Raw genomic sequence first — 16,984 nt, 5'->3', positions numbered from 1 at the left:
CAGCGTCAAGGGAGACCGCGTCATGGCCCAGACAGCGAGGGAGACGACCCGAGGCGGACTGCCCAAGGGTTTCCGCAGTGCCGAGCAGGGCTGGCCGGAACTGCACCGCATCCCGCACCCGCCGTACCGGCTGCCCCTGCTCGGCGACGTGGTGGGGGCGAGCCGGCGCACGCCGATGCAGGACTCGCTCGGGTACGCGCGGCGGCTGGGGCCGATATTCCGGCGGCGCGCGTTCGGCAAGGAGTTCGTCTTCGTGTGGGGCGCGTCCCTGGCCGCCGACCTGGCGGACGAGGCGCGGTTCGCCAAGCACGTGGGACTCGGGGTGGCCAACCTGCGGCCGGTCGCCGGGGACGGGCTGTTCACGGCGTACAACCACGAGCCCAACTGGCAGCTGGCGCACGACGTGCTGGCGCCCGGCTTCAGCCGCGAGGCCATGGCCGGGTACCACGTGATGATGCTGGACGTGGCCGCCCGGCTCACCGGCCACTGGGACCTGGCCGAGGCGGCCGGGCGGGCGGTGGACGTGCCCGGCGACATGACCAAGCTGACGCTGGAGACCATCGCGCGCACCGGGTTCGGGCACGACTTCGGCTCCTTCGAACGCCCCCGCCCGCATCCCTTCGTCACCGCGATGGTGGGCACGCTCGGCTACGCGCAGCGTCTGAACACGGTGCCCGCGCCGCTCGCCCCCTGGCTGCTGCGGGACGCGAGCCGCCGCAACGCCGCCGACATCGCCTACCTCAACCGCACGGTGGACGACCTAGTCCGCGAACGCCGGGCGGGCGCCGGCGCGGACGGCCGGGGCGGTGACGGCGACCTGCTCGACCGGATGCTGGAGACGGCCCACCCGGAGACCGGGGAGCGGCTGTCGCCGCAGAACGTGCGCCGCCAGGTCATCACCTTCCTGGTCGCCGGCCACGAGACCACCTCGGGCGCGCTCTCCTTCGCCCTGCACTACCTCGCCCGGAATCCCGAGGTCGCGGCCCGGGCCCGCGCCGAGGTGGACCGGGTGTGGGGCGGCACCGAGGCGCCCGGGTACGACCAGGTGGCCAAGCTCCGGTACGTGCGCCGGGTGCTCGACGAGTCGCTGCGGCTGTGGCCGACCGCGCCCGGCTTCGCTCGGGAGGCCCGCGAGGACACGGTGCTCGGCGGCGCGCACCCGATGCGGCGGGGGGCCTGGGCGCTGGTGCTCACGGGCATGCTGCACCGTGATCCCGAGGTGTGGGGTCCGGACGCCGAGCGGTTCGACCCGGACCGCTTCGACGCCAAGGCGGTGCGGTCGCGTGCCCCGCACACCTTCAAACCGTTCGGGACGGGAGCGCGGGCGTGCATCGGGCGGCAGTTCGCGCTGCACGAGGCGACGCTGGTGCTCGGGCTGCTGCTGCGCCGCTACGAGCTGCGGCCGGAGCCCGGCTACCGGCTGCGGGTGACGGAGCGGCTGACGCTGATGCCGGAGGGCCTGCGCCTGCACCTGGCCCGGCGGGCCCCGTCGGCGCCGGCACCCGCTTCGCGCACCGGGGCCGACGCGGCCGACGGCACCGCGGACGCCCGGAGCGACGTGTCAGCGCCCCGCTGTCCAGTGCACCGGACGGGCGACTGAGTCCGGCAGTCTGGTGCCGGGGCCGCCGCGGGCCGCGTCGACCTGCGGCTGGGTGAGGAAGAACGCGCCCGTCAGGTCCGCGTCGCTCAGCTCGGCGTCGCGCAGGTCCGCGCCGATCAGGTCGGCGCCCCGCAGGTCGGCGCCGGTGAGGTCGGCGGCGATGAGGTAGGCCCCGCGCAGATCGGCGCCTGCCAGGTCGGCGCCCTTCAGGCGGGCGCCCATCAGGTCGGCGTTGCGGCGGTTCTTCTTCCGGCCGCGGGAGCCGGCGCGGGCCAGCTCGCTGGTGCGCAGCAGGAGCGCGTTGACGCGCTGCCGGTGTGCGGCCACGTCGAGGGCGGCCAGCTCCTCGGGGGTCCCCTCGGCGAGGCGTTCGGTGTCGGTGAGGGCGCCGCGCAGGTCGGCGTGGACCGGACGGGCGGCGGGCAGGGTCAGCGCCTCGGTCAGGTACCAGAGCAGTTCGTGCAGTTGGCGGACGACCGGGAACACGTCGAACATGCGCCGGGTCCGCTCCGGCGGGCCGGTGCGCCAGTCCCGGCCGCCGAAGGTGACCTGCGAGACCCGCTGCCCGGCGCCGAAGCAGTCGTAGACCGTGCAACCGGTGAAGCCCCGTTCGCGCAGCGTCGTGTGGATGCCGCAGCGGTGGTCGGTGCGCAGGTTCGCGCAGGGCGTCCCGGCGTCCTTGTCGACCGCGAAGTCCGCCGAGCGGGCGAACGGCAGGGCCACGCAGCACAGGCCGAAGCAGCTCCCGCAGTCGCCGCGCAGTTCCGCACCGGGCCGGTCGCCCACCCGGTCCCCCTCGTGTTCTCGCATGTCGTCGAGGATACGGACCGCCGGGGCGCGGGTACGAGGCCGGCCCCGCGCCCCGGGTCAGGCCTCCACCGCGGGCAGGTCCAGCCGGGCCAGCCGCTCCGGGTCGGACAGGATGTACAGCCCCGTGATGAGCCCGTCCGCGACGGTGACGTAGGTGACCGACACCGCGCGCCCCTCGGACACGGCGACGGTGCCGACCGCGCCGTTGACCAGGACGACGCGGGCGCCTCCGGCGAGGTGGCGGAAGTGGAACGCCCCGGTGGCGACCGTCCGCGCGCCCCGCACCACCTTCGAGGCCGCCACGCCGAGGGCCGCCGGGCCGGCGTCGGCCCGCAGCACCACGTCCGGGTGGAGCACGGACACCAGCGCCTCGAAGTCACCGGCGCGGCTCGCGGCCAGGAACGCCTCGACCACCCGGCGCTGCCGGCCGACGTCCGGGTCGGCGGCGGGGGTCGCGTCCCGCACCCGGCGGCGGGCCCGGCTGGCGAGCTGCCGGGTGGCGGCTGGGGTGCGCTCGACGACCGGCGCGATGTCGTCGAAGGGCACGGCGAACATGTCGTGCAGGACGAACGCCAGCCGCTCGGCCGGTTCGAGGGCTTCCAGCACCACCAGCAGGGCGATGCCCACCGAGTCGGTGTGCAGGGCCTCCGCCTCCGGGTCGGCCCCGGGCAGGGCCCGCAGGACGGGGTCCGGCACGAAGGAGTCGAAGCCCTCGGTCATCGGCTCCTCGCGGCGCGCGGTGCGCGAGCGCAGCAGGTCCAGGCAGATCCGGCCGGTCACGGTGGTCAGCCAGGCGCCCAGATTGCCGACGCCCTCCCCGCCGGAGCGGTCGAGCCGCAGCCAGGCCTCCTGCACCGCGTCCTCCGCCTCGGCCAGTGAGCCGAGCATGCGGTAGGCCACCGCCCGCAGCTGCCCGCGATGCTCCTCGAACCGCTCCGCGAGACGCTGCCGCCCCCGTACGTCCCGCACGTCCTGCTCCCCCCGCACGTCCCGCTCCCCCGTCATGCCGCTACCGTCCGAAGACCTCGAAGGTCACCGCGGGCTTTCCGCCGAACCGCTCCCCCGCGGTCCGGGCGAAGCCGATGAGGAAGCCGCGCACGTACGTCTCCGGATCCTCGTCGGTCAGCACCTCGATGTACGTGCGGTGTTCGAGCAGCGAGCGCACCGCGCGCTCCAGTCCCGGGCCGGCGTCCACGGCGTGGGTCGGCGAGGAGGAGCCGGCCACCGCGACCCAGCGCACGCCGTTCCACGGTTCGAGGCCCTGCTCGGTCAGCTCCGGGAAGATCCACCGGTTGCCCGCGTCGGCCGCGGCGTCGAGTGTGGCACGGCCGACGGCGACGTGGTCCGGGGTGTTCCAGGCGACGCCGCCCCAGGTGTCCCGGTGGTTCATGGTGATGACCAGCTCGGGCCTGTGCCGGCGGATCGCGGCGGCGATGTCGCGGCGCAGCGCGGTGCCGTACTCGACGACGCCGTCCCGGTGGTCGAGGAACTCCACCTCGCTCACCCCGACGACGGCGGCGCTCGCACGCTGCTCCCGCTCGCGCACCGGGGCGCACTCCTCCGGCGGCAGCGTGTCGATGCCCGCCTCGCCCCTGGTGGCGAGCAGGTAGGCGACCTCGCGGCCCTCGTCGGTCCAGGCCGCGATCGCCGCGGAGCAGCCGTACTCCAGGTCGTCGGGGTGGGCCACGACGGCGAGGGCGCGGCGCCAGGCGCCGGGCATGGGCTCCAGTTGGGTGATCGTCGGCTCCGTCATGCCCGCACAGTAACCCGCGCCGCCGACACCGGGCCCGGATTTCCGGCCCTTGCCCGTCCTGCCCCGCAGCGTCCCCGGCCCCGCAGCGTCTCCCGCCCCCGCAGCGTCGCCCCGCCCCGCAGCGTCCCCCGCCCCGCGCGTCAGGTCTCGTCGCGGGCAAGGGCGAGCAGCCGGTCCAGGACGCGGGGGCCGCCGGCGCGGACGCCGTCGTGCTCGAACTCGTCGGTGACCCAGGTGCGCAGGCCCCGGATCGCCCGGGCTGTGGTGAGGGCGTGGGCGGTGTCGACGTACATGTCGTCGTGGTAGACGGCCGCGGCGGCCGGGACCTCGTTGGCGGCGAGGCGGGCCGGGTCGTACAGCGGTGTCCAGTCGGTGCGCGCGGCGAGCGCTTCGGCCGTCTCGCGCAGCGGGCGCAGGGCCGGGTCGCAGTCGAACGTCCAGGGGTGGACGGACTCGCCGGTGAAGAGGAGCGGTTCGTCGCCCGCGAGGGTCTTGGCGGCGTCGAAGCGCGGGAACTCGGCGCGGACCCGCTCGGCGGACCAGTCGGTGGGCCGGGCGTCCTGGCCGTAGATGGCCTCGTGGACCAGGGCGTACAGCGGGTGGCTCGCGTAGGACAGCAGGCCCTGGGCCTGCTCCTGGAAGGCGTCGGAGAGGGCGTGTCCGTGCGGGGTGCGGACGAAGGCGTCCTCCAGGAGGAAGTGCAGGTGGTGGCTGCCCTCACCGCCGCCGAGCACGATGCCGAGGGACTGGAAGGCCTCCACGGTGAGGCGGTAGCCGTTCGGCAGGACCACGTCGTGGGTGAGGAGGTGGTCGGCGATGCGGCGGGCGCGCTCGACGTCTTGCGGGTAACGGGCGTAGTGGGCGGCGACCTTGCGCTCGATGCGGGGGTAGGCGGCCCGGTAGACGTCGTCGGCGTGAGCGTCGAGGGAGGGCAGGCCGCCGGTGATCAGCGCGGCGTTCAGGCCCTCGGGAGCCAGCGACAGGTAGGCGACGGTGCAGAAACCCCCGAAGCTCTGGCCGAGGACCGTCCAGGGGGCGCCGCCGGTGACCTCGCGGCGGACCGCCTCGCAGTCCCGGACGATGGCGTCGGCGCGGAAGTGGGTGAGGTAGTCGGCCTGCTCCGCGGGGCCGCCGCGCAGCGGGAGCGTCTGGCGGTTGGCCGGGGTGGAGGCGCCGGTTCCGCGCTGGTCCAGGAGCAGCACGCGGTACTCGTCGAGGGCGCGGCCGAGCCAGGCGGGGCGGCCGACGAAACGGTTCGCCCCGAAGCCGGGGCCGCCCTGGAGGTACAGCAGCCACGGCAGGTCCTGGTCGGCCTTGCCGCTCGCGACCACCTCGCGGGCGTACAGCTCGATCGTCTCCCCGGTGGGGTCGGCGTGGTCGAGGGGCACGGTGAAACGGCGGTCGGTGAGGACGACACCTGGCTGGCGGTAGCTGAGGCTCAACGGGTCTCCCGGGACGGACGGACGCGACGGCCGGATCTTTCGGCCGTGTCCCAGTTCAGCACACGTTCCCGCGGCCTCCGCCCCCCGGGATCACGCCATCTTCCTGAACGGCCGGTCAGCGGGCGGCGAGGCTGGAGCGGCGCACCACCAGTTCGGGCTGGAGGACGACCCGCCGGTGCGGGTGGGCGCGGTCGGTGCCCGCCAGCTCCGTCTCCTCGAGGAGCAGCTCGGCGGCCATGGCGCCCATGGTGACGGCGGGCTGGCGCACGGAGGTGAGGGGCACGGCCGCGGCCGCGGCGAACTCGATGTCGTCGTAGCCCACGATCGCGAGGTCGTCCGGGACGCCGACCCCGGCGGCGTACATGGCCTGGAGCACGCCGAGGGCGAGCAGGTCGTTGGCGCAGAAGACGGCGGTCGGCCGGTCGGCGAGGCCCAGCAGGCGGGCGCCGGCGTCCCGGCCCGCGGCGACGTCGAGCCGCTCGGTGGGCACCTCGCGCAGCGCGTCGGGGCCGAGTCCGGCCTCGGCGAGCGCGGTGAGGGCGCCGGTGCGGCGGTCGCGGACCTGGTTGAGGCCGGGCGGACCGCTGACGTAGGCGATGGAGCGGTGTCCGGCGTCCACGAGGTGGCGCACGGCCAGCGCACCGCCCGCGACGTCGTCGACGGAGACCGAGCACTCGGTGGTGCCCTCGGCGACCCGGTCCACGAGCACGAAGGGGATCCGGTGGCGCCGGAAGCCCTCGATGTTGCGGCCGGTGGCGTCGGCGGGGGTCAGCAGGACGCCCCGGACCCGCTGCTCGGCGAAGAGCGAGAGGTACTCGGCCTCCTCGCCGGGGCTCTGCGCGCTGTTGCAGACCATCACGCCGAGCCCGGCCTCGCGGGCCGCCCGCTCGGCGCCGCGTGCGACGTCGACGAAGAACGGGTTGCCCATGTCCAGGACGAGCAGCCCCATGATGCGGCTGCGGCCCGCGCGCAGCTGGCGTGCGGACTCGCTGCGGACGTAGCCCAGCCGGTCGATCGCGGACAGCACGCGCGCGCGGGTCTCGGTCGCGACGGTGTCGGGGCGGTTGATGACGTTGGAGACCGTGCCCACGGAGACTCCGGCGGCGCGGGCGACGTCCTTGATACCCACGGAATGGGCCATCGGGCAGGGACCTCCGAGGTCGGGCTGGGGGTGAGGGGCGGCCGCAGGACCTTCACACAGTACCCGCGCCGCCCCTGGACGGCCCCGTCAGGCGAGGTGGAAGACCTCGGTGAGCGGCTTCATCGCCTCGTCGGGGCGGGCGCCGTCGAGGGACTCGAAGAGGGGCGCCATCTCGGCCTGCCAGCGGCCGTTGACCTCGGTGGCCTCCATGCCGGCCCGGGCGGCGGCGAAGTCCTCGGTCTCCAGGTAGCCGACGAGCAGGCCGTCGTCCCGCAGGAAGAGCGAGTAGTTGTGCCAGCCGGTGGCGGAGAGTGCCTCGCACATCTCCGGCCACACGGCGGCGTGGCGTTCGCGGTACTGAGCGATGCGGTCCCGGCGGACCTTGAGCAGGAAACAGACGCGTTGCACGAAGGCCCCTCCCTACGGGGCTAGAAGTCGAAGTCGTCGACGTTGTCGGCGGTGAACACGGTCGGCTTGCCGAGGTCGATCACCCCGTCCTTGCCGATGGTGTACTCGCCCAGGGCGCCCGCCTCGAAGGTCTCGCCCTCCTTGCCGGTGATCTGGCCGGAGGACAGGGCGACGGCCGTGCGGGCGGCCAGCTCGCCGAGCTTGGCCGGGTCCCACAGCTCGAACGCCTCGACGGTGCCGTTCTTGACGTACGTGCGCATGTCGTTGGGGGTGCCGAGGCCGGTCAGCCTGACCTTGCCCTTGTACTTGGAGCCGGACAGGTACTGGGCGGCGGCCTTGATGCCGACGGTGGTCGGGGAGATGATCCCCTTCAGGTCCGGATGCTCCTGGAGCAGGCCCTGGGTCTGCTGGAAGGACTTCTGGGCGTCGTCGTCGCCGTAGGCGACCTTGACCAGCCTGACGTCCTTGTACTTCGGGTCCTTCAGCTCGTCCTTCATGATGTCGATCCAGGCGTTCTGGTTCGTCGCGGTCTGCGCGGCGGACAGGATCGCGATCTCTCCCTTGTTGCCGATCTGTTCGGCGAGCTGCTGCACCTGGGTGCGGCCGATGTCGTCCGCGGAGGCCTGGGAGATGAAGGCGTTGCGGCACTCGGCGTTGGTGTCCGAGTCGTAGGTGACGACCTTGATGTCGTTCTTCATGGCCTGCTTGAGCGCGGTGCACAGCGCGCCCGGGTCCTGCGCGGAGACGGCGATGGCGTCGACCTGCTGCTGGGTGAGCGTGTTGACGTAGGAGACCTGGCCGGCGGTGTCGGTGCCGCTGGAGGTGCCGACCTCCTTGTAGCTCGAGCCCAGCTCCTTGAGCGCTTTCTCGCCACCCTTGTCGGCGACGGTGAAGTAGGGGTTGTTGACCTGCTTGGGCAGGAAGCCGACGGTCAGTCCCTTCTTCGTCTCGGCGTTCGGGTCCGCCTTGCCCGCAGTGGCGGCCTTGCCCCCTCGTCCTTGACGTCCTCCTTCGTGGTGCCGCCGCAGGCGGTGGCCGCCAGGGCGAGGGAGGTGACGGCGGCGAGGACCGCGCAGGTGCGGCGGACGGACGACTTGCGCATGGTGGGTTCCTTACGGGGGTGGGTGAGCCGGGACGGAATCACGCGGTGGGTGCGGGCGCCTCGGGCGGGGGCGCCGAGGCGGCCCTGCGTCCGGCCCTCGCGACGGAGATCTGCCGTGCGAGGCGGGGGCCGAGCACGGAGAGGACGAGCAGGACGCCGGTGACGACGGTCTGGGACTGGGCGGAGACGTCCCGCAGGCTCATCACGTTCTGCAACGCGCCGAGCAGGAACACCCCGGCGATCGCCCCGCCGAGCGTGCCCTTGCCGCCGTCGAAGTCGATGCCGCCCAGGAGCACGGCGGCGACGACGGAGAGTTCCAGGCCGGTGGCGTTGTCGTAGCGGGCGCTGGCGTAGTGCAGCGCCCAGAAGACGCCGGTGAGGGCCGACATCAGACCGGTCAGCGTGAACAGGATCAGCTTCTGCCGCTTGACCCGGATGCCGGCGAAGCGGGCGGCCTCCTCGTTGGCCCCGACGGCGAACAGCGACCGGCCGAACGGCGTGGCGTGCAGGGCGACCACGGCGACGGCCAACAGCACGAGGAAGGGGAGGAAGGCGTACGGGAGGAAGGTTCCGTCGACGCGTCCGGCGGCGAAGTCCAGGTACTGCGAGGGGAAGTCGGTCACCGCGTCGGAGCCGAGGACGATCTGCGCGATGCCCCGGTAGGCGGCCAGTGTGCCGATGGTGACGGCGAGGGAGGGCAGCCCGAGCCGGGTGACCAGCAGGCCGTTGACGAGGCCGCAGGCCACCCCGAGCAGCAGGCACAGCGGGATGATCGTCTCGATGCTCATGCCCTGGTTCCACAGGGCGCCCATCACCGCGCCGGACAGGCCCGCGGTGGAGGCGACCGACAGGTCGATCTCGCCGGAGACGACCAGCAGGGTCATCGGCAGGGCGATGAGCGCGATGGGCAGGGTGTTGCCGATGAGGAAGGACAGGTTGAGGGCGTTGCCGAACCCGTCGACGAAGCCGAAGGAGAGCAGCAGGACGACCACGAGCAGGACGCCCACGGCCCCGTCCCACCGCAAGGAGGCGGGCCGCAGGACGGCGCGCTTCGGGGAGCTGTCAGCCATGGCGGGCGTTCCTCTTCTTCAGGGCGTCGGCCACGCGCAGGGCGACGATCCGGTCGACGGCGATCGCGAGGACGAGCAGGACGCCGTTGATGGCCAGCACCCACACGGAGCTGACGCCGAGGGCGGGCAGCACGCTGTTGACGGAGGTCAGCAGCAGCGCGCCGAGGGCCGCGCCGTAGACGCTGCCGGAACCGCCGGTGAAGACCACGCCGCCGACCACCACGGCGCTGACGACGGTCAGTTCGTAGCCGTTGCCGGTGCCGGAGTCGACGTTGCCGAACCGGGCGAGGTAGAGGGCGCCGGCGAGTCCTGCGAGGGCGCCGCAGCAGGTGTAGGCGGCGAGGATCCGCTTGCGGACGGGGATGCCGGCCAGCCGGGCGGCCTCGGGGTTGGAGCCGAGCGCGTACAGCTCGCGTCCGCCGCCGAAGTGCTTGAGGTAGTACGCCGTGGCGACGAGCACCGCCGACGCGATCAGTGCGAGCCAGGGCACGGCGGAGATGCCGCCGGAGCCGAAGTCGACGAAGCCTCCGGGCAGGTCGGCCGCGGTGATCTGGCGGGAGCCGACCCAGATGGAGTCGATGCCGCGGATGATGTAGAGGGTGCCGAGGGTGACGACCAGGGCGGGCACCTGGCCGAGGCTGACCAGCAGGCCGTTGACGAGGCCGAGGCCGACGCCGAGGAGCACCGCGAGCAGCACGGCGACGAGGGGGTTGCCGCCGCCCTGGAGGAAGGTGCCGGCGGCGAAGGCGCTGATGCCGAGGGTGGAGCCGACGGACAGGTCGACGTTGCGGGTGATGACGACCAGGGACTGCCCGGTGGCGACCAGGACCAGGATGGTCGCGTTCAGCAGCAGGTCCTTGATGCCCTGCTCGGAGAGGAACTCGCTGTTCCCGGCCTGGGTGACGGCGATCATCACCAGGAAGACGAGCAGGATGGCCAGTTCGCGCATCCGGAAGATGCGGTCCACCAGCCGGGTGGCGCCGGCCCCCGGCACGTCGGTCGGGGGAGCCTGGTCTGGTGCGGTGACCGTCATGCGGCGACCCTCCCCGTGGCTGCGGCCATCACGGTCTCCTCGGTGGCGTCGGTGCGGGACAGCTCGGCGGTCAGACGTCCCTCGTGCATCACCAGGACGCGGTCGGCCATGCCGAGCACCTCGGGCAGGTCGGAGGAGATCATCAGGACGGCGACGCCGTCGGCTGCGAGCCGGCTCAGCAGCCGGTGCACCTCGGCCTTGGTGCCGACGTCGATGCCGCGGGTGGGTTCGTCGACGATCAGCACCTTCGGGCCGGTGGCCAGCCACTTGGCGAGGACGACCTTCTGCTGGTTGCCGCCGGACAGGGTGGCGACGGTGTCGGCGAGGCGGGCGTACTTGACCTGGAGCCTGACGGCCCAGTCGAGGGAGCGGCTGCGTTCGGCGCCGCGGTCCACGAGGCCGGCCCTGACGGTCGTCCGCAGGCCGGTGAGGCCGATGTTGCGCTCGATGGACATGCCCATCACGAGCCCCTGGGCGCGGCGGTCCTCGGGGACGAGGGCGATTCCGGCGGCCATCGCGGCGGAGGGCGAGCCGTTGACGAGCGGCTTCCCGTCGACCTCGACCTCCCCGGCGTCCCGGCGGTCGACGCCGAAGACGGCACGGGCGACCTCGGTGCGTCCGGCGCCGACCAGCCCGGCCAGCGCGACGATCTCGCCGCGGCGCACCTCGAAGGAGACGTCGGTGAAGACGCCCTCACGGGTCAGCCTGCGGACGCTGAGGGCCCGTTCGCCGGGGGTGACCTCCTGCTTGGGGTACAGCTCGTCGAGGTCGCGGCCGACCATGCGGCGCACCAGGTCGTCCTCGGTCATGCCGGCCAGCGGCTCGGCGGCGATCCGGGCGCCGTCGCGCAGGGTGGTGACCCGCCCGCAGATGCGGAAGATCTCCTCCAGCCGGTGGGAGACGAACAGCACCGCGGCGCCCTGTTCGCGCAGGGTGCGCACCACGCCGAAGAGCCGGGCCACCTCGCTGCCGGTGAGGGCGGCGGTCGGCTCGTCCATGATCAGGACGCGGGCGTCGAAGGAGAGCGCCTTGGCGATCTCCACGATCTGCTGGTCCGCGATGGACAGCCCGCGCGCGGGCCGGTCGGGGTCGAGTTCGACACCGAGGCGCAGCATGAGGGCGGCGGTGGCGGCGCGGGTGGCCCTGTGGTCGATGCGGCCGAGGGAGCGGCGCGGCCGGCGGCCCATGAAGATGTTCTCGGCGATCGACAGGTCGGGAAAGAGGGTCGGCTCCTGGTAGATCACGGCGATACCGGCGTCGCGGGCGTCGCCGGGACCGTGGAAGACGACCGGCGCGCCGTCGAGCAGCACTTGGCCGGCGTCCGGCCGGTGCACTCCGGCCAGCGTCTTGATGAGGGTCGACTTTCCGGCACCGTTCTCGCCGGCGAGGGCGTGCACCTCGCCGGGGAACAGCTCCAGGCAGACGTCCCGCAGCGCACGGACCGCGCCGAAGGACTTGGAGACGTCCCTGAGCGCCAGGACCGGGGCCGTACCCGTGTCGGACGGGTGGGTCATGGGGGCTCCTCGACGACACCGGGCGGGATGGCCCTCACGGTGTCGTGAAAGGTTTCAACTCGGTTGCCGGGGACGTTAGGCAGCGGGGCCATGTCGCGTCAATGGTTCCGGATCGAAAAAGTGTCGAACGCCTTAGGTTACGACGGAGTCACGGTGCGCCGGGGCGGCCGGAAGGGTTGACACCCCTTCGGGCGGCTCATAGCTTCACGTTCTGAATCGTTTCACACCTAGGTCGTGCTCACAGCGGACCACGACCCGATGCCACAGGAGCGCCGAAGTGACCGAGCTCGCCGCGGTGAAAGCCGCGCTCAGGACCCAGGCCGTCGAGACGCCGTCGTGGGCGTACGGCAACTCGGGTACCCGCTTCAAGGTGTTCGCCCAGGCCGGCGTTCCGCGCGACCCGTTCGAGAAGCTGGACGACGCGGCCAAGGTGCACGAGTTCACCGGCGTGGCCCCGACCGTGGCGCTGCACATCCCCTGGGACCGGGTCGAGGACTACGCCGCGCTGGCCGCGCACGCCGAGAAGCGGGGGGTGCGGATCGGCGCGATCAACTCCAACACCTTCCAGGACGACGACTACCGGCTCGGCAGCATCTGCCACCCCGACGCGGCGGTGCGCGCGAAGGCCGTCGGCCACCTGCTGGAGTGTGTCGACATCATGGACGCCACCGGGTCCGGCGACCTGAAGCTGTGGTTCGCCGACGGCACGAACTACCCCGGCCAGGACGACGTCCGCGCCCGGCAGGACCGGCTGGCGGACGGCCTGGCCGAAGTGTACGAGCGGCTCGGCGAGGGGCAGCGGATGCTGCTGGAGTACAAGCTCTTCGAGCCGGCGTTCTACACGACGGACGTGCCGGACTGGGGAACGGCGTACGCGCACTGCCTGAAGCTGGGCGACAAGGCGCAGGTCGTGGTCGACACCGGGCACCACGCGCCGGGCACGAACATCGAGTTCATCGTGGCGACGCTGCTGCGGGAGGGGAAGCTCGGCGGTTTCGACTTCAACTCGCGCTTCTACGCCGACGACGACCTGATGGTGGGCGCGGCCGACCCGTTCCAGCTGTTCCGCATCATGTACGAGGTGGTGCGCGGGGGCGGGTTCACGTCCGACGTCGCGTTCATGCTCGACCAGTGCCACAACATCGAGGCGAAGATCCCGGCCATCATCCGGTCGGTGATGAACGTGCAGGAGGCCACGGCGAAGGCGCTGCTGGTCGACGGGGCGGCGCTGGCCGCCGCGCAGGCGTCGGGGGATGTGCTGGAGGCCAACGCGGTGCTGATGGACGCGTACAACACGGATGTGCGGCCGCTTCTTCGGGAGGTGCGGGAGGAGTCGGGGCTGGACCCCGAGCCCCTCAAGGCTTACCGGGCGTCCGGTTGGGGCGAGAAGGTTGTCGCCGAGCGGGTCGGTGGCGAACAGGCGGGGTGGGGGGCCTAGTCCGCAAGCGTCTGCCGGGTTTGTGTTGTTCGCGGGCTGCGGGCCGGTTGTGGCTGGTCGCGCAGTTCCCCGCGCCCCTCGGGGGCGCGTCTCCTCCCCCTCGACCGAAAAGGCACCGTCATGACATCTCACCCCGAAGCCGCCGCCCTCCTCGCCCGCTCCCATCGGCTCGGTTCCGACCCCCGGAACACCAACTACGCGGGTGGCAATGCCTCCGCCAAGGGCACCGGCACCGATCCCGTCACCGGGGGTGACGTCGAGCTGATGTGGGTCAAGGGGTCCGGTGGGGACCTCGGGACGCTCACCGCGGCGGGCCTCGCCGTGCTGCGGCTGGACCGGATGCGGGCGCTCAGGGACGTCTACCCGGGCGTCGAGCGCGAGGACGAGATGGTCGCCGCCTTCGACTACTGCCTGCACGGCAAGGGCGGCGCCGCGCCCTCGATCGACACGGCGATGCACGGACTCGTCGAGGCCGCGCACGTCGACCACCTGCACCCGGACTCCGGGATCGCGCTGGCCTGTGCGGCGGACGGCGAGGAGCTGACCGCCGAGTGCTTCGGCGACACCGTGGTGTGGGTGCCGTGGCGACGGCCCGGCTTCCAGCTCGGTCTGGACATCGCCGCCGTGAAGAACGCCCACCCGCGGGCGATCGGCTGCGTGCTGGGCGGGCACGGCATCACCGCCTGGGGCGACACCTCCGAGGAGTGCGAGCGCAACTCGCTGCACATCATCCGCACCGCCGAGGCATTCCTCGCCGAACGGGGGAAGGCCGAGCCGTTCGGCGCGGTGGTCGAGGCGTACGCTCCGCTGCCCGAGGCCGAGCGGCGTCGGCGGGCGGCCGCGCTGGCGCCGTACGTGCGGGGGCTGGCATCGCGGGACCGGCCGCAGGTCGGGCACTTCACGGACACGGACGTCGTGCTGGACTTCCTCGCGCGGGCCGAGCACCCGCGGCTCGCCGCGCTCGGCACCTCCTGCCCGGACCACTTCCTGCGCACCAAGGTGCGGCCGCTGGTCCTGGACGTGGCACCGACCGCGCCGCTGGACGAGGCCGTCGCCCGGCTCGGGGAGCTGCACGCCGCCTACCGCGAGGAGTACGCCGCCTACTACGAGCGCCACGCCGAACCGGACTCCCCCGCCATGCGCGGCGCGGACCCGGCGATCGTGCTGGTGCCCGGCGTGGGCATGTTCAGCTTCGGCAAGGACAAGCAGACCGCCCGGGTGGCCGGGGAGTTCTACGTCAACGCGATCAACGTGATGCGCGGCGCCGAGGCGGTGTCGTCGTACGCGCCGATCGAGGAGTCGGAGAAGTTCCGCATCGAGTACTGGGCGCTGGAGGAGGCCAAGCTCCAACGGATGCCGAAGCCGAAGCCGCTGGCCACGCGGGTCGCCCTGGTGACGGGTGCGGGCAGCGGGATCGGCCGGGCAATCGCCCGGCGGCTGGTCGACGAGGGCGCCTGCGTGGTGGTGGCCGACCTGAACGGCGAGAGCGCGGCCGAGGTCGCCGAGGAGCTGGGCGGGGACGACAGGGCCGTGGCCGTGACCGTCGACGTCACCTCGGAGGAGCAGATCGCCGGGGCGTTCGAGGCGGCCGTGCTCGCCTTCGGCGGGGTCGACCTGGTGGTCAACAACGCGGGCATCTCCGTCTCCAAGCCGCTGCTGGAGACCACGGCCGAGGACTGGGACCTCCAGCACGCCATCATGGCCCGCGGCTCCTTCCTCGTCTCGCGCGAGGCGGCCCGGGTGATGACCGCGCAGGGACTGGGCGGCGACATCGTCTACATCGCGTCGAAGAACGCGGTCTTCGCCGGCCCGAACAACATCGCCTACTCCGCCACCAAGGCCGACCAGGCCCACCAGGTGCGCCTGCTGGCCGCCGAGCTGGGCGAGCACGGCATCCGCGTCAACGGTGTCAACCCGGACGGTGTGGTGCGGGGTTCCGGGATCTTCGCGGGCGGCTGGGGGGCCCGGCGCGCGGCGGTGTACGGGGTGCCGGAGGAGAAGCTCGGCGAGTTCTACGCACAGCGCACGCTGCTCAAGCGCGAGGTGCTGCCCGAGCACGTGGCGAACGCCGTGTTCGCGCTGACCGGCGGCGACCTGACCCACACCACCGGCCTGCACGTCCCGGTCGACGCCGGCGTCGCCGCGGCCTTCCTGCGATGAGCACCGCCGGGGACGTCAGGGCGTACGCCGCGGTCGACCTCGGCGCGTCCAGCGGGCGCGTCATGGTCGGCCGTGTCGGCCCGGACCGGCTGGAGCTGACCGAGGCGCACCGGTTCCCCAACCGTCCGGTCCGTACCCCGGAGGGCCTGCGCTGGGACGTCCTCGCGCTGTACGCCGGTGTGCTGGACGGGCTGCGGGCGGCGGGCCGGGTGGACTCGGTCGGCGTGGACGGCTGGGCCGTGGACCACGGTCTGCTGGACGCGGACGGGGCGTTGCTCGGCAACCCCGCGCACTACCGCGACGCCCGCACCGAGGGTGTCGCGGAGCGGGTCTGGGCCACGCTGCCGGCCGCGGAGCTGTACGCGGCGACCGGGTTGCAGTACGCGCCCTTCAACACCCTGTACCAGCTCGTCGCCGCCCGGGGCACGGCCCAGTTCGCGGCGGCCCGGCGGCTGCTGCTGATCCCCGACCTGCTGGCCTACTGGCTGACCGGCGAGCAGGGCACGGAGCTGACCAACGCCTCCACCACCCAGCTGGTCGATCCGCGCACCGGGGACTGGTCGCGGGAGGTGGCGGACCGGCTGGGGATCGACCTCGGCCTGTTCGCGCCGCTGCGCCGGCCCGGCGATCCGGCGGGGCTGCTGCGGCCTCAGGTGCTGGAGGAGACGGGGCTGACGGGACCCGTGCCGGTGACGGCCGTCGGCTCGCACGACACCGCCTCCGCGGTGGCCGCCGTACCGGCCACGGGGGAACGGTTCGCGTACATCTGCACCGGCACCTGGTCGCTGGCCGGCCTCGAACTGGCCGCTCCCGTACTGACGGAGGAGAGCCGGGCCGCCAACTTCACCAACGAGCTGGGGCTGGACGGCACCGTCCGCTACCTGCGCAACATCATGGGGCTGTGGCTGCTCCAGGAGTGCGTACGGGCCTGGGGCGACCCGGATCTGGGTGAGCTGCTGCGCGCGGCGGCCCGGGCACCGGCGCTGCGGTCGGTGGTCGACGCGGGTGACGCGGCGTTCCTGGCGCCGGGCCGGATGCCGGAGCGGATCGCGGAGGCGTGCCGGGCGTCCGGGCAGCCGGTGCCGGGCACGCCCGCCGAGGTGACCCGGTGCATCCTCGACTCGCTGGCGCTGGCCCACCGGGGAGCGGTGGCGGACGCCCAGCGGCTGGCCGGGCACCCCGTCGACGTGGTGCACGTGGTCGGCGGCGGCACGCGCAACGCGCTGTTGTGCCAGCTGACCGCCGACGCCTGCGGGCTGCCGGTGGTGGCGGGGCCGACGGAGGCCGCCGCGCTCGGCAACGTCCTGGTGCAGGCTCGCGTGCACGGACTGGCCGGCGACCTCCGCTCGATGCGCCGGCTGCTGGCGCGCACGCAGCCGCTGACCCGGTACGAGCCGCGCGGCGGCACGGCCCGGTGGCGGGCGGCCGCGGCCCGGATCGCCGACCGGTGAGCCGCGGCTCCCCCCGGCCCGGCCGGCCGACTAGCCTGCACTCACGTTCGTCCCACGACCGA

The 16,984-nt window shown here is 73.3% G+C and carries 13 protein-coding genes and 1 pseudogene; 4 read left to right on the top strand and 10 right to left on the bottom strand.

Features of this window, described 5'->3' with window-relative positions; genetic code table 11:
* Positions 1 to 22 precede the first annotated feature (22 nt).
* Positions 23 to 1,600 (top strand): cytochrome P450, encoded by a 1,578-nt coding sequence (locus ACIBCJ_RS01935; protein ID WP_362503708.1) that lies wholly within the window; start codon positions 23 to 25, stop codon positions 1,598 to 1,600.
* On the opposite strand, the gene ACIBCJ_RS01930 is transcribed toward ACIBCJ_RS01935, so the two are convergent.
* From ACIBCJ_RS01930 to ACIBCJ_RS01885, 10 genes and pseudogenes are all read right to left on the bottom strand, one after another.
* Positions 1,562 to 2,410 carry a pentapeptide repeat-containing protein gene (locus ACIBCJ_RS01930; protein ID WP_362092073.1) on the bottom strand — a complete coding sequence of 283 codons (849 nt, stop codon included), beginning with the start codon at positions 2,408 to 2,410 and terminating at the stop codon, positions 1,562 to 1,564. The genes ACIBCJ_RS01935 and ACIBCJ_RS01930 overlap by 39 nt on opposite strands.
* A 57-nt stretch (positions 2,411 to 2,467) precedes the next feature.
* Complete coding sequence (locus ACIBCJ_RS01925; RefSeq protein ID WP_365978772.1) at positions 2,468 to 3,415, bottom strand: sigma-70 family RNA polymerase sigma factor; 948 nt, start codon at positions 3,413 to 3,415, stop codon at positions 2,468 to 2,470.
* Positions 3,416 to 3,419: 4 nt separating this feature from the next.
* A complete protein-coding gene (locus tag ACIBCJ_RS01920) occupies positions 3,420 to 4,163 on the bottom strand; it encodes a PIG-L deacetylase family protein (protein ID WP_365978773.1) in 744 nt (247 codons plus the stop codon).
* 140 nt (positions 4,164 to 4,303) lie between these two features.
* Positions 4,304 to 5,605, bottom strand: coding sequence for an alpha/beta fold hydrolase (locus ACIBCJ_RS01915; protein ID WP_365978774.1), 1,302 nt, complete (start codon positions 5,603 to 5,605; stop codon positions 4,304 to 4,306).
* Between the two features lie 115 nt (positions 5,606 to 5,720).
* A complete protein-coding gene (locus ACIBCJ_RS01910) occupies positions 5,721 to 6,746 on the bottom strand; it encodes a LacI family DNA-binding transcriptional regulator (protein ID WP_362092061.1) in 1,026 nt (341 codons plus the stop codon).
* A gap of 87 nt (positions 6,747 to 6,833) precedes the next feature.
* Complete coding sequence (locus tag ACIBCJ_RS01905; protein ID WP_365978775.1) at positions 6,834 to 7,154, bottom strand: L-rhamnose mutarotase; 321 nt, start codon at positions 7,152 to 7,154, stop codon at positions 6,834 to 6,836.
* A gap of 20 nt (positions 7,155 to 7,174) precedes the next feature.
* Positions 7,175 to 8,256, bottom strand: a pseudogene (gene rhaS, locus ACIBCJ_RS01900) (rhamnose ABC transporter substrate-binding protein).
* 38 nt (positions 8,257 to 8,294) lie between these two features.
* Entirely contained in the window at positions 8,295 to 9,326 is a 1,032-nt protein-coding gene (locus ACIBCJ_RS01895; RefSeq protein WP_362092050.1) for an ABC transporter permease, read from the bottom strand.
* Complete coding sequence (locus ACIBCJ_RS01890; protein WP_362092047.1) at positions 9,319 to 10,359, bottom strand: ABC transporter permease; 1,041 nt, start codon at positions 10,357 to 10,359, stop codon at positions 9,319 to 9,321. Before ACIBCJ_RS01890 ends, ACIBCJ_RS01895 begins: the two co-directional genes overlap by 8 nt.
* Complete coding sequence (locus ACIBCJ_RS01885; RefSeq protein ID WP_362503730.1) at positions 10,356 to 11,873, bottom strand: sugar ABC transporter ATP-binding protein; 1,518 nt, start codon at positions 11,871 to 11,873, stop codon at positions 10,356 to 10,358. Before ACIBCJ_RS01885 ends, ACIBCJ_RS01890 begins: the two co-directional genes overlap by 4 nt.
* A 277-nt stretch (positions 11,874 to 12,150) precedes the next feature.
* Between ACIBCJ_RS01885 and rhaI the strand changes: the two genes are divergently transcribed.
* The 3 genes from rhaI (at position 12,151) to ACIBCJ_RS01870 (ending at position 16,922) form a co-directional block, all read left to right on the top strand.
* Entirely contained in the window at positions 12,151 to 13,311 is a 1,161-nt protein-coding gene (rhaI, locus tag ACIBCJ_RS01880; RefSeq protein WP_362092041.1) for an L-rhamnose isomerase, read from the top strand.
* A gap of 120 nt (positions 13,312 to 13,431) precedes the next feature.
* Positions 13,432 to 15,471 carry a bifunctional aldolase/short-chain dehydrogenase gene (locus tag ACIBCJ_RS01875; protein ID WP_365978776.1) on the top strand — a complete coding sequence of 680 codons (2,040 nt, stop codon included), beginning with the start codon at positions 13,432 to 13,434 and terminating at the stop codon, positions 15,469 to 15,471.
* Complete coding sequence (locus tag ACIBCJ_RS01870) at positions 15,468 to 16,922, top strand: rhamnulokinase family protein (RefSeq protein WP_365978777.1); 1,455 nt, start codon at positions 15,468 to 15,470, stop codon at positions 16,920 to 16,922. The genes ACIBCJ_RS01875 and ACIBCJ_RS01870 overlap by 4 nt, the downstream gene beginning before the upstream one ends.
* The last annotated feature ends 62 nt before the right edge of the window (positions 16,923 to 16,984 follow it).

It is taken from the genome of Streptomyces sp. NPDC051136, from assembly GCF_044455745.1.
Lineage (GTDB): Bacteria > Actinomycetota > Actinomycetes > Streptomycetales > Streptomycetaceae > Streptomyces.
This window is presented reverse-complemented; position numbering and strand designations above follow the sequence as displayed.

Bases quoted from the DNA above. Each gene is read 5' to 3' on its own strand.
- ACIBCJ_RS01935 (WP_362503708.1), top strand. From the start codon at position 23: ATGGCCCAGACAGCGAGGGAGACGACCCGAGGCGGACTGCCCAAGGGT.
- ACIBCJ_RS01930 (WP_362092073.1), bottom strand. From the start codon at position 2,410: ATGCGAGAACACGAGGGGGACCGGGTGGGCGACCGGCCCGGTGCGGAA.
- ACIBCJ_RS01925 (WP_365978772.1), bottom strand. From the start codon at position 3,415: ATGACGGGGGAGCGGGACGTGCGGGGGGAGCAGGACGTGCGGGACGTA.
- ACIBCJ_RS01920 (WP_365978773.1), bottom strand. From the start codon at position 4,163: ATGACGGAGCCGACGATCACCCAACTGGAGCCCATGCCCGGCGCCTGG.
- ACIBCJ_RS01910 (WP_362092061.1), bottom strand. From the start codon at position 6,746: ATGGCCCATTCCGTGGGTATCAAGGACGTCGCCCGCGCCGCCGGAGTC.
- ACIBCJ_RS01895 (WP_362092050.1), bottom strand. From the start codon at position 9,326: ATGGCTGACAGCTCCCCGAAGCGCGCCGTCCTGCGGCCCGCCTCCTTG.
- ACIBCJ_RS01890 (WP_362092047.1), bottom strand. From the start codon at position 10,359: ATGACGGTCACCGCACCAGACCAGGCTCCCCCGACCGACGTGCCGGGG.
- ACIBCJ_RS01885 (WP_362503730.1), bottom strand. From the start codon at position 11,873: ATGACCCACCCGTCCGACACGGGTACGGCCCCGGTCCTGGCGCTCAGG.
- ACIBCJ_RS01875 (WP_365978776.1), top strand. From the start codon at position 13,432: ATGACATCTCACCCCGAAGCCGCCGCCCTCCTCGCCCGCTCCCATCGG.
- ACIBCJ_RS01870 (WP_365978777.1), top strand. From the start codon at position 15,468: ATGAGCACCGCCGGGGACGTCAGGGCGTACGCCGCGGTCGACCTCGGC.